The 11727-nt window shown below is 63.0% G+C and carries 11 protein-coding genes; 4 read left to right on the top strand and 7 right to left on the bottom strand.

The genetic code is table 11. From position 1 onward, the window contains the following. On the bottom strand, positions 1-1427 hold a 1427-nt coding region (locus ACXJ7R_RS14510; RefSeq protein WP_457152438.1), incomplete at its 3' end, for a 2-isopropylmalate synthase. A gap of 433 nt (positions 1428-1860) precedes the next feature. Here ACXJ7R_RS14510 and ACXJ7R_RS14505 point away from each other — a divergent pair. Continuing rightward, positions 1861-3027 (top strand): ATP-grasp domain-containing protein, encoded by a 1167-nt coding sequence (locus ACXJ7R_RS14505; protein WP_457152437.1) that lies wholly within the window; start codon positions 1861-1863, stop codon positions 3025-3027. 4 nt (positions 3028-3031) lie between these two features. Continuing rightward, a complete protein-coding gene (locus ACXJ7R_RS14500) occupies positions 3032-3808 on the top strand; it encodes an esterase family protein (RefSeq protein WP_095090797.1) in 777 nt (258 codons plus the stop codon). 222 nt (positions 3809-4030) lie between these two features. Here the strand turns inward: ACXJ7R_RS14500 and ACXJ7R_RS14495 are convergent, their stop codons facing one another. From ACXJ7R_RS14495 to ACXJ7R_RS14480, 4 genes are all read right to left on the bottom strand, one after another. Beyond that, positions 4031-5116 (bottom strand): AbrB family transcriptional regulator, encoded by a 1086-nt coding sequence (locus tag ACXJ7R_RS14495; RefSeq protein ID WP_457152436.1) that lies wholly within the window; start codon positions 5114-5116, stop codon positions 4031-4033. 70 nt (positions 5117-5186) lie between these two features. After that, on the bottom strand, positions 5187-5501 hold the full coding sequence (locus ACXJ7R_RS14490; protein WP_184874721.1) for a putative quinol monooxygenase: 315 nt from the start codon (positions 5499-5501) through the stop codon (positions 5187-5189). Between the two features lie 62 nt (positions 5502-5563). Continuing rightward, complete coding sequence (locus ACXJ7R_RS14485; RefSeq protein ID WP_457152435.1) at positions 5564-6346, bottom strand: SDR family NAD(P)-dependent oxidoreductase; 783 nt, start codon at positions 6344-6346, stop codon at positions 5564-5566. Positions 6347-6407: 61 nt separating this feature from the next. Then, positions 6408-6845 (bottom strand): DsrE family protein, encoded by a 438-nt coding sequence (locus ACXJ7R_RS14480; RefSeq protein WP_457152434.1) that lies wholly within the window; start codon positions 6843-6845, stop codon positions 6408-6410. Between the two features lie 102 nt (positions 6846-6947). Here ACXJ7R_RS14480 and ACXJ7R_RS14475 point away from each other — a divergent pair, with 102 nt between their 5' ends. Continuing rightward, a complete protein-coding gene (locus tag ACXJ7R_RS14475; protein WP_457152433.1) occupies positions 6948-8039 on the top strand; it encodes a hypothetical protein in 1092 nt (363 codons plus the stop codon). Between the two features lie 7 nt (positions 8040-8046). On the opposite strand, the gene ACXJ7R_RS14470 is transcribed toward ACXJ7R_RS14475, so the two are convergent. After that, positions 8047-8994: a cation diffusion facilitator family transporter gene (locus tag ACXJ7R_RS14470; RefSeq protein ID WP_095090802.1), complete on the bottom strand. Its 948-nt coding sequence runs from the start codon at positions 8992-8994 to the stop codon at positions 8047-8049. A gap of 5 nt (positions 8995-8999) precedes the next feature. Next, positions 9000-11189 (bottom strand): anthranilate synthase, encoded by a 2190-nt coding sequence (locus ACXJ7R_RS14465; RefSeq protein WP_457152432.1) that lies wholly within the window; start codon positions 11187-11189, stop codon positions 9000-9002. Between the two features lie 319 nt (positions 11190-11508). Here ACXJ7R_RS14465 and ACXJ7R_RS14460 point away from each other — a divergent pair. Then, a partial coding sequence (locus tag ACXJ7R_RS14460; RefSeq protein ID WP_457152431.1) for an isocitrate lyase/phosphoenolpyruvate mutase family protein occupies positions 11509-11727 on the top strand: 219 nt, incomplete at its 3' end.

Here is an 11727-nt window from a genome sequence, read left to right as displayed (position 1 = left end):
TGGTGGTCGAGGAATTTCAGCCGCGCGCGCGGCTGGTCGATATAGGTCTCCAGAAAGCGCTCGTAGATGCGCCTGACCGGCACTTCCTTGCCCTCGGCATCGGTGATCGCCTGGATTTCCTGGCTGAACTCGATCTGCAAATTGCGTGGCAGGTTGAGGCCGTGGTCGGCCTGCAGCACATAGGCGATGCCGCCTTTGCCAGACTGCGAGTTGATACGGATGATCGCTTCGTAGCTGCGGCCGACATCGGCCGGATCGATCGGCAGATAGGGCACTTCCCACAGGCTCGTGTTGGCCTTCTTCAGCGCCTTCATGCCCTTGTTGATGGCATCCTGGTGCGAGCCGGAAAAGGCAGTGTAGACGAGCTCGCCGACATAGGGATGGCGCTCGGGGATCTTCAACTGGTTCGAATATTCGTAGACATCCTTCATCCGGTTGATGTCGGAGCAGTCGATCCCCGGATCGACGCCTTGCGTGTACATGTTGAGCGCCAGCGTGACGATGTCGACATTGCCGGTGCGCTCGCCATTGCCGAACAGCGTGCCTTCGACGCGGTCGGCGCCGGCCATCAGGCCGAGCTCGGTGGTGGCGATGCCGGTGCCGCGGTCATTGTGGGGATGCAGCGAGACCAGCAGGTTCTCGCGGTTGTCGAGGTTGCGGCACATCCATTCGATGCGGTCAGCGTAGATGTTGGGAGTCGACATCTCGACCGTCGACGGCAGGTTGATGATCAGCTTGTTGTCGGGTGTCGGCCTGACGATCTCGGTGACGGCGTTGCAGATCTCCAGCGCCACTTCGAGTTCGGTGCCGGTAAAGCTCTCCGGCGAATATTCGAAGCGGTAGCCGCCGCCGGCCTTGGCCGCCATGTCGGTGATCATCTTGGCGGCGTCGGTGGCGATGCGCTTGATGCCGCCGACGTCCTTTTCGAAGACGACGCGACGCTGCAACTCGCTGGTCGAGTTGTAGAAATGGACGATCGGGTTGGTGGCGCCCTTGAGCGCCTCGAAGGTGCGGGTGATCAGTTCGGGCCGGCACTGCACGAGCACCTGCAGCGAGACATCGGCAGGTACGTTGCCTTCATCGATGCACCAGCGGGCGAAGTCGAAGTCGGTCTGCGAGGCGGACGGGAAGCCGATCTCGATCTCCTTGAAGCCCATGTCGAGCAGCAGGCCGAACATGCGCGCCTTGCGCTCATGGCCCATCGGATCGATCAGCGCCTGGTTGCCGTCGCGCAGGTCGACCGAGCACCAGATCGGCGCCTTGTCGATGACTTTCGAGGGCCAGGTGCGGTCGGTGAGGCCTACTGTGGGGTAGGGTTGATATTTGCGCGCCGCGTCCGGCATGCCCCGGGCTGCCTCGGGCGTGCCCTTTGCCGCATCCTTGCCGGCTACCGCGGCATCGGGGCGGATTTCTTCTCGTGCGTTCATCGTCGTTTCTCCCGGCGGCTCACGGATCCACCCTCAGATGGATTGATGGCGAGCGGCGCCTTTACCAGAATTTCGTTCGCTTGATGTGACGTGCCAATTTTGTGACTGGCCAAGGAGCATGCGCTTGCGCGGCGGTTCGACCGCCGGGCGCTCCTTCAGCGAACCCGGCGATCGCCGATAAGGCCGAGAAGAAGCAGGGTCGAAGCCAGTGCACGCACGGTCTCGCCGGAAAAACCGGTCGGACGGGAAGCGTTGGTGGCGCGCGTGTTCATGGCGGTTCTCATACAGGAGCGGCTTGTGGGAGGCAAGTGGGGCCGCATGGCGGGCCAAGCTTCTGTTGGAAATCATCCCTAACATGTGCGCTCTTCCCCACGCGCTGCAAATGCGCCAGACTTGGCCTTGTCGGGGTCACTATCGGCAGGGGGGGTCATCCATGAATTTCGTGTTCTTCTCGCCGCATTTTCCCGTCAATGGCGCGGATTTCTGCGACCGGTTGAAGAAGGCCGGAGCCAGGGTGCTTGGTATCGGCGACGCACCCTATGAGGCGCTCGACGGCAAGCTGAAGGCGGCGCTCAGCGAATATTACCGTGTTGCCGACATGGAGGACTACGATCCGGTGTTCCGGGCGATGGGGCATTTCATCCACAAATGGGGCCGTATCGACCGTTTTGAATCGCTCAACGAACACTGGCTGGAGCTGGAAGCCAACATCCGCACCGACTTCAACATCTACGGCACCAAGCTCGATTTCGTGAAGAATTTGAAGCGCAAGAGCCGCATGCGCGCCTTCTTCCGCAAAAGCGGGGTCGACACCATCGCGCAACGCAAATGCTCCGACCGGGCCGGCGCCATGACCTTCATCCGCCGCGTCGGCTATCCGGTGGTAGTCAAGCCCGACAGCGGCTCGGGCGCCTCGAACACCTTCAAGATCTCCAACACTGGCGAGCTCGACCAGTTCTTCAGGGACAAGCCCGAGGATGTGACCTTCGTCATGGAGCAATTCATCGAGGGACTGGTGGTGACTTTCGACGGGCTGGTCAACCGCGATGGCGAGGTGGTGCTGGCCGCCAGCCACCGCTACGACCAGAGCGTCATGGAAGTGGTCAACAAGGACCGCCACATGAGCTACACCTGTTTTCCCCGGATCAGCCCTGCGGTCGAGGAGGCCGGCCGCAAGATCCTGAAGGCGTTCGACGTGCGCGAGCGCTTCTTCCACATCGAGCTGTTCGAGACCAAGGATGACCGCGTCATCGCGCTGGAGGTCAACATGCGTCCGCCTGGCGCCTGGATGACCGATGCGATCAACTACACCTTCGACATCGACGTCTACGCGGCGTGGGCCGACATGGTGGTGAAAGATGCCGCCGGCGGCCCCTATGAGGGCAAGTATTTCACCGCCTATGCCAGCCGCAAGCGGCACCTCAGCTATTTGCACAGCCATGAGGACGTGCTAGCCGCCCATCGCGACAAGATCGTCCACCATCAGGCCATCGAAGAGGTTTTCAGCCGCGCCATGGGAAATTACGCCTACCAGATGCGCTCGAAGGACGAAGCGGCGCTGCGCGAAGCGGTCGCCTACATCCACGCGGAAAAGGCGTGAGGCGATGGACGTTTCCTATCACAAGACTTTCGCCCGCAATCTCGGCCGCGACATGGAATACAAGCGCTACGGCCATGCTGGCCGGCCGGTGGTGGTGTTCCCGACCTCGCAAGGGCGGTTCTACCAGTTCGAGGATTCCGGCGGGGTGGGGGCATTGGCCGAGTTTATCGACACCGGCCGCATCCAGCTGTTCACGGTCGACGGCATCGATTCGGAATCCTTCTTCGACAAGCATGCCGACGCCGCACACCGCATCGGCCGGCACGAGGCCTATTTCCGCTATGTGCGCGAGGAGGCGCTGCCGGAATTCCTGTCCACGGCCGCGCAGGCCAATGGCGGGCGCAAGCTGAAGCCGCTGTTCACAGGCTGTTCGATGGGCGGCTACCATTCGTCGAACTTCGTCTTCCGCTTTCCCGAACTCGCYAGCGGCGTCATCTCGCTGTCGGGCGTCTATTCGGCCCGCGACTTCTTCGGCAAGGCGCTTGAAGGCGACATCTTCTACAACTCGCCGCTCGACTATCTGCCCGGCATCGTCGACCCTAAACTGCTTGCCCGCCTGAAGGCGCTCCGGCTGATCTTCTGCTGCGGACAGGGCGCCTGGGAGGAACGGATGCTGGTCGAGACGCGCAAGCTGGAACAGATCCTGCGCGACAGGTCCATTCCCGCCTGGGTCGACTATTGGGGCGGCGATGTCAGCCATGACTGGCCGTGGTGGCACAAGCAACTGGTCTATTTCTTCGGCCGCTGGCTGGATGAGGACCTGATGCACAGGCTCGATTGAGGCGCAGGGAGATTCAGGTGATGCCGGCCTGGAAACGATCGTCTCCTGCGCTTCCGGCGCGCGACCATCTTGTCAATTCAGGAGAGGCCGCTTTGCCTGGAGCGGATCATCGCTTCACGGGAATATAGAACCGCTCTATCTCTTTGTTTTAACGTAATTCCCCAAGGCAAAGCGCTAAGCGCTTTCCCTGCGAAAACCGTTTCACGCTTTCCTGGAATTGCGCTATTGCCTGACGCTTCTCGCCACCAGCCGCGCCACGCTCGGGCCGACCAGCAGCACGATCAGGAAGCGTGCCGATTGCAGCGCCATGACGAAGGAGATGTCGACGTTCTGCGCGGCGGCGGCAATGATGGCGATGCTGTCCATGCCGCCTGGGCTGGTCGCCAGGTAGGCGGTCAAAGGGTCGATGCCCAAGAGATGGCTGATCATGAAGGCAAGGCCGCCGCAAAAGGCGATCAACGCCACGATCGAGGCGATGATCTGCGGCAAGGCGCGCGTCGCATGGCGCAGGATCGGCCGGGTGAAGTTCAGGCCGATCGACCAGCCGACCATCGCGTAGCTCACGGCCAGCAGCCATTGCGGCAATTGCATCTCCACGCCAAGGCCAAGATGGATGACGGTGCCAACGATGAAGGTGCCGAGAAAGAAGGGCGAAGGCAGCCGGCAAAGCTTTCCCGCCAGGCYGCCGACAAGCGCGATGCCGATAGTGGCAGCGAAGGCTTGCGGATCGATCGGCGGAAACCAGATGATGGGCGGGATTTCGACCCCCGACGTGTCGACCCACATCTTTGCAACGAGGGCCGCCGTCATCGAGACGAAGATGACGCGCAGATATTGCATGAAGGCGACGAGCCGCTGGTCGGCGCCGAAGGCACCGGCCATCAGCACCATGGCGGTGGCGGCACCTGGCGATGAGCCCCAGACGGCGGTGGTGCCGGGCAGGATGCGCCAGCGGCTGATCAGCCAGCCTAGCAGGCTGGAGGCCGTGACTGTGGCCACCACGACGCCTAGAAACAGCGGCCATTCCTGATAGAAGACCGGAAAGATGTCGGCCGAGATCGAGCTGGCGACGAGGCAGCCGACAATTGCCTGGGCGGCGCCGAACATAAGACGCGGCACGCGCACCGTTGCGCCATTGGTGCCGGCGACAATGGCCGCCAGCATCGGTCCGATCAGCAGGGCGGCCGGCAGGGCGGCGAGCTCCAGCGCGCCGGCAAACAGCGCGGAGAGGGTCAGGATCGCCAGCCATTGCCAAGCCTTGCGCATCCGCGCCATGCGCTCGACAACGGGCTGGTCCGGGGAATCCATGTCTTGGTCTTAGACTCGAAGCCGGGCGATGCGAACCCCGCTGCGTCGAAAAAGGATGCCTCGCGTGAGCTTAGGCTTTTTTGCCGTCGGCCAGGCCAAAGCCGCCGACAGGGTGGGTTTCGACCTGGAATTCAAAGCCGGCGATGAACGGCCGCGCCTTGGCGATCGCCGCCTGGACTTCGGGAAGCTGCAGCGAGGCTTTGTGGCTTTCGGCATCGGTCCACACTTCGGTGACCCAGATCGCATCGGCATCCGCGGGGTCGCGGGCAATGATGTAGCTCAGGCAACCCGGCAGAGCACCGGTGCTGGTACTGGCGCGCAGGACCTCCATGACCGCGTCGCGCTGGCCGCGCGATGCCCGCATCTTGCCGATCAGTCCATACATTCCTTTGTCTCCCTTCGAGGTTTTCGACAAGATATGCAGATCGTCAGTATGCAGATAGCCGGTCAAGGCATCAACTGGCCGCCATTCACCTCGATCACCTGGCCGGTGATGTAGCCGCTCAGAAGGTCGGAAGAGAGGAACAGGTAGGCGCCGACGCAGTCTTCCGCAGTGCCGGCGCGCCCCTGTGGAATGGTGGCGACCATGCCCTTTATCTGCTCGTCGGTCGAATAGCGCTCGTGGAACGGCGTGAGAATGGTGCCGGGCGCCACTGCGTTGACGCGGACGCCGAAGCCGATCAGTTCCTTGGCCATGCCGCGCGTCACGTTGGAGACGAAGGCCTTGGCCGAACCGTAGAGGCCGGCGCCGCCGCCGGCGCCGTTGCGCGCGGCGATCGACGAGGTGTTGACGATGAAGCCGCCCTGTTTCTTCAGCCATGGGATCGCCTTGCGCGAGGCGGTCAGTACGGAACGTGCATTGAGGTCCATCACCGCGTCGTAATGCGCCTCGGTCTGCTCGGCATAGGGCACGCGGCCGAGCATGCCGCCGGCATTGTTGACCAGCCCGTCGAGGCGGCCGAAATGCTGCGCGCTGTCCTCGACGACGCGTTCGACATCGGCTGGAACCGAGAAATCGCCCTGGACGAGGAACACCTCGCCGCCCTTGTCGGCAATGGCCTTGGCCAGAGCCTCGGCGGCGTCGCGGCTCGAATTGTAGTGCAGCGCTACGCGGCATTTCTGTGCGGCGTAGGCCGACGCCAGGGCCGCGCCTATGCCGGTCGATGCGCCGGTAACCAGTACCGCCTTGCCGGCGAGATCGGGAATGCTGAGTGTGGTGGTGGCTGGCACGCGTGTCCTCCGGGATTTCTGCCGGTCCTTCGTAGGCCTTTGCTGCCCAGATGTTCAAGCCTCACGGGCGCAGATAGACGTAGCCCTGGCCCTGCAGTTCCGCGAGTTTGACGACGCCACCCTTGTCGGCGGCGTGGAACCCGTCGAGCAGGTCGGTCAAAGAAATATCCATGCCTTGCATGGTGTTGGCGCAGGCGTGCGGATCGAGCCCCTGCTGCACCAGACCGGCGAAGCGGCCGGAAATCGCGGCCGATATGGCTTTGGACTTGAAGGCGGCAAGGGCTGGGCCATGCACGACCAGCACGATGTCGACATTGCCGCCGGTGCCGTCATAGTGGTTCTTGATGTTGCCGAGAACGAAATTGACCTTGTCGAGATCGCTGAGATGATAGACAACCTTCTGCTTGGCGGGCTCCGTGGCGGCTGCCTGCACCACCCGCAGGCCAAGAAACGTTCCGGTTCCGGCAAGAACCGCGCGGAACATATCGCGCCGGCGCATCGCATTCTCCTCCGCTTGACGGCGCACCGCAAAATGCGTGGCTGCGGCCGCAATACTAGCATAAATTGACGTTACGTCCTGCCGATGCGGAGGAGGGGTCACATGACGCTTTGTAAGGTATTGGCGCGCGGCGCCTGGGGTGTCGCGCTGCTCGGCCTGCTTGCCGGCTCTGCATTGGCCGATGACGCACTCAAGCTCACCGAACTCAGCCCCAACGGCGCCGACGCCTGTTTCGGCCGCGTCTATGACGCAGCACATCTCAAGGCGCATCCGAAGCAGAAGGTGGCGCGAATCTTCTTCTACTATGGCCATGATCCGGTCAGCCGGCCGAATGAAGAGCCGGCCGCGAATTCTGACTCATCGTACAATGCCTTCGTTGCCACCACCGTGCGCGGCGCCAAGGCGCCTGAATGGGCCGGCGGCTGGTGCAATCACGAGTCCGAGGACGGCAAATCAGGCCCGATCCATTGCGGCATGGATTGCGACCGCACCCTGGCCTCGCTGAAAGTCGATGACAAAGGAAGCCTGATCCTCACCGACGTGCAGCCCGATCTTTATCTGGATGCTGGGTCGGAAGAGGAACTGGGTGCAGCGGAATACGACAGGCAGGCGCTGGGCAAAGAGGATGACAATTTCCGCCTCGACCCGATGCCGGCCGCGACCTGCAAGGCGGAATTCGCGCGCATCGATCCGATCGACCCGGCGCTCGGGCCGCCGCTGCGCGAACGGCTGAAGCCGGACCAGGCCTTCTGCTATGGGCGCGACTACGATGCAGCGCATCTGGCTTCCCACCCCGACCAGCTGACGCAGTCGATCCGGGTTTTCCGCGGCTCGGTGGAACTGGCGTCTTTTGCTTCGGGGGGCGACGCAGCCAACTGGCCCGATGGCGCCGACATTGCCGTCACCGTCACCACGCGGCAGAAATCGGCCAAGGTCACACAGACCTATTCCTGCCAGGGCGAGGCCGACCAATGGCGCTGCGCGGCAAGTTCAAAGATGAGCGATTTTTCCTGCGACATCGCGCAGAAGGAGATTTTCCTCAAGCGCGGCGCCAATGGTATGATGATGCTGGCCAATCCCAACAGCAGCCTGGCGATCGTCGATCTGTGTTCGAAGGCCGCCGACGGCAAGACGAAATCCGACGACAAGGTCTACCGGCTGCAGCCGATGCCGCAATCCGCCTGCGCGCCGTGAGCTGACCTCAGGCGAACGGCACGGCCGTCGTGCCTTTCGGCAGCTTGGCTTCGTCGTCGGGCTCGACATGGATGGTGACGCGCACCGAGGGGATTTCGGCTTTCAGCGCGTCCTCGATACGGTCGCAGATGACATGGCTGGCGCCGACCGACATGTCGGCGTCGACGACCAGATGGAACTCGATGAAAGTGGCGCGGCCGGCGATGCGCGTCTTCAGGTCATGCACCTCCAGCGCGCCCTTGCAGTTTGCCGAGATGACGTCGCGGATGCGCATGTGCGCCTGCGTGTCGACGGCACGGTCCATCAGGCCGTTCATCGACGAGCCGATGACGTGCCAGCCCTGCCACAGGATGTTCAGCGCCACGATGACGGCCAGTGCCGGGTCGAGGATATGCCAGCCGGTGAGGATTGCCCCGACCAGGCCGCCGAAGACGCCGATCGAGGTCACCACATCGGTCATGATGTGATTGCCGTCGGCAACCAGCGCCGGCGATTTCTCGGCCCTGCCGGCGCGGATCAGCGTCCAGGCCCAGAAGGCATTGATCACCGTCGCGATGCCGTTGACCGCCAGGCCGTTCCAGGGCTTTTCGATGGGCGCTGGCACCTGCCAGGCTCGCCAGACCTCGTTGAGGATCAAAAGCGCGGCGAGAACGATCAGCACGCCTTCGAGCACAGCCGAGAAATACTCGGCCTTGTGGTGGCCGAAGGGATGGTCTTGGTCGGCAGGCTTGTAGCTGACCTGGATCGCCCAGAAGGCGGCCATCGAGGCGATGACGTTGACGATCGATTCCAGCGCGTCCGAGTAGAGCGCCACCGAGCCGGTGATGTACCAGGCGACGAGCTTTAGACCGAGCACGACTGCGGCAATGATGATCGACCAGAACGCAAGGTTGGCGACCTTGCGCTTCGCCGCGGCTTTGGCCGCGATCGCCATCGTGTTCTCGGTTTCGGCCATGGTCGTCAGGCGGCCTTTTCCTTGGCCTTGCGCGGCAGGTGGGCAACGATGTTCTCGATGATCCGCATGCCGGCATTGTGGCCGAGCGTCATGATCGATTCCGGGTGGAACTGCACCGCGGCGATCGGTTCCTTGCGGTGTTCGAAGGCCATGATGACGCCGTCCTCGGTCTCGGCCGTGACAATAAAATCATCGGGCAGGCGCACCGGATCGGCGAAGATCGAGTGATAGCGGCCGACGGTGACTTCCTTTGGCAGGCCGGAGAAGATGATGCCCGGCTTCGAGACGCGGATGCGCGACGGCTTGCCGTGCATCGGCACATGAAGTTGCCTGAGCTCGCCGCCATAGGCTTCGGCCAGTGCCTGCAGGCCAAGGCAGACGCCGAAAATCGGCAACTCGCGGGCGCGCGCCTTCTTGATGGTGGCGGCGCAGTCGAAATCCTTCGGCGTGCCGGGGCCGGGCGATAGCACGACGAGGTCGGGCTTCAGCCGGTCGAAGACTTCCTCCGGCACCGGCGTGCGTACGGTCGAGACGTTGGCGCCGGTCTGGCGGAAATAATTGGCCAGCGTGTGGACGAAGCTGTCCTCGTGGTCGACGAGCAGGATGTTGACGCCGTCGCCGACGCGCGCGGTGGTGCGTTCGGTGCTGGCGGAATTGCCTGTCTTGGCGTCGCGGATGGCGGAGAGCATGGCGGATGCCTTCAGTTCGGTTTCGGCTTCTTCTTCCTCGGGAATGCTGTCGAAGAGCAAAGTGGCGCCGGCGCGGACCTCGGCAATGCCGTCCTTGATGCGGATGGTGCGAAGGGTGAGGCCGGTGTTCATGTCGCCGTTGAAATTGACCATGCCTATCGCGCCGCCATACCAGGCGCGCGGGCTCTTCTCGTTCTGCTCGATGAAGCGCATGGCCCACAGTTTCGGCGCGCCGGTGACGGTGACCGCCCAGGCATGCGACAGGAAGGCGTCGAAGGCATCCATGCCTTCGCGCAGCCGCCCCTCGATGTGGTCCACGGTGTGGATCAGGCGCGAATACATCTCGATCTGGCGGCGGCCGATGACGCGCACCGAGCCCGGCTCGCAGACCCGCGACTTGTCGTTGCGGTCGACGTCCGAGCACATCGTGAGTTCGGATTCGTCCTTCTTGGAGTTGAGCAGCTTCAGGATCTGCTCTGAGTCGGAAATGGCGTCGTCGCCGCGCTTGATGGTGCCCGAGATCGGGCAGGTCTCGACACGGCGGCCGTTGACACGCACGAACATTTCCGGGGAGGCGCCGATCAGATATTCGCCTTCGCCCAGATTGATGAAGAAGGAATAGGGCGAGGGGTTGATCGACTTCAGCTTGCGCGAAATCTCGGACGGCTGCGTCTCGCAGCGCTCGTAGAACATCTGGCCGGGCACGACCTCGAACAGATCGCCGCGCTTGAACGAATCCATGGCCTTGCGAACCAGGTTGGCGTATTCGCCCGGCTCATGGTCACCGCGCGGCGGGATGCGGTCGGCGGTCTTGAACGGCTCGGCGATTTCATCGCGCGGCAGGCCTTCCGTCGAAAACCCATCGCCCGAATAGTCGTAGCGGTCGGTCCAGGCCTTGGCCGAGTAATGGTCGACGACCAGGATCTCGTCAGGCAGGAACAGCACGAGGTCGCGCTGGCTCTGCTTGCGCTCGAGCTTGTAGTCGACCGGGTCGAACTGGAAGGCGAGGTCGTAGCCGAAGGCGCCGTAGAGGCCGAGATTGGCGTCTTCCTCGGTCTTGAACAGAGCGGTGATGGCGCGCAGCACGGTGAACACCGAGGGGACGCGGCTGCGCTCCTCCTCAGTGAAGACACGGCCGGGTTTGGCGACGTCGAGGCGGATCAGTTTCTTCGAGTTCTCGGCGATGGTGACATCGGCCAGGCTGCCGAGCGTCTTGCCGATGACCGGCAACAGCACCTCGCCACGACCGTTCAGCGCCTCGATGCGGACAGTGCGGCCGCGCGCCGAAATGACAAGCGGCGGATCGATGATGGCGGTGTCCCAGCGCGTGTAGCGGCCGGGATATTCGTAATTCGAGGAAAACACCGCGCCGCGGCGAGCGTTCAGCCCGTCGACGTAGGCGTCGATGGCGCCCGCATAGGGCTGGTCGTGGCGCTCGCGGGTGATGGTGATGCCACCCGCGGTCACGAAACTTTCCGCCCCGTTTTCCAGAACCTTCATCGTCATTGCCGTCTCCATCAGCTTCTTGGGGCAACGGACCCGGGAATGGCTTGAAAAAACAAATGGCCGCCCGGACATTCCGTTGCGGCCACCCTCTATTTTCACGCGCACGCGTTCGAACAGGCCGCTGTCAGCAGGCCCACCACCAAATGGTCTTGGTCGAACGCATGTTCATGGCGAAATCCATAGCTGCGAAAAACCGGATGCGCAACAGGTTTGAAAATTCTGCTCGGTGGCCGCCGCTTCTGCGGCTCATGGCACATCGCCAGAGCCGGCGGTCCTGCTTAGGCTGGATGTCCAACCGCAGAAACATGGGAAAACAGCAATGACCGAGCAGATCGACCGCGCACGGACGTTCCATTCCCTCCACGCCAGGGGAAACCCGATCGTTCTCTACAATGCCTGGGACCCGGGCTCGGCCAAGATTGTCGAGAAAGCAGGGGCCAAGGCGATCGCCACGGGAAGCTGGCCGGTGGCGGCCGCCTTCGGATACGCCGATGGCGAGAAGATCCCGCTGGAGCTGGCGCTCGACAATATCAAGCGC

Source organism: Mesorhizobium sp. P5_C1 (assembly GCF_054049815.1).
The sequence above is the reverse complement of the archived record's forward strand: the minus strand, read 5'-3'. Positions and strand labels throughout refer to the sequence as shown.

Bases quoted from the DNA above. Each gene is read 5' to 3' on its own strand.
- ACXJ7R_RS14465 (WP_457152432.1), bottom strand. From the start codon at position 11,189: ATGACGATGAAGGTTCTGGAAAACGGGGCGGAAAGTTTCGTGACCGCG.
- ACXJ7R_RS14480 (WP_457152434.1), bottom strand. From the start codon at position 6,845: ATGCGCCGGCGCGATATGTTCCGCGCGGTTCTTGCCGGAACCGGAACG.
- ACXJ7R_RS14505 (WP_457152437.1), top strand. From the start codon at position 1,861: ATGAATTTCGTGTTCTTCTCGCCGCATTTTCCCGTCAATGGCGCGGAT.
- ACXJ7R_RS14475 (WP_457152433.1), top strand. From the start codon at position 6,948: ATGACGCTTTGTAAGGTATTGGCGCGCGGCGCCTGGGGTGTCGCGCTG.
- ACXJ7R_RS14470 (WP_095090802.1), bottom strand. From the start codon at position 8,994: ATGGCCGAAACCGAGAACACGATGGCGATCGCGGCCAAAGCCGCGGCG.
- ACXJ7R_RS14490 (WP_184874721.1), bottom strand. From the start codon at position 5,501: ATGTATGGACTGATCGGCAAGATGCGGGCATCGCGCGGCCAGCGCGAC.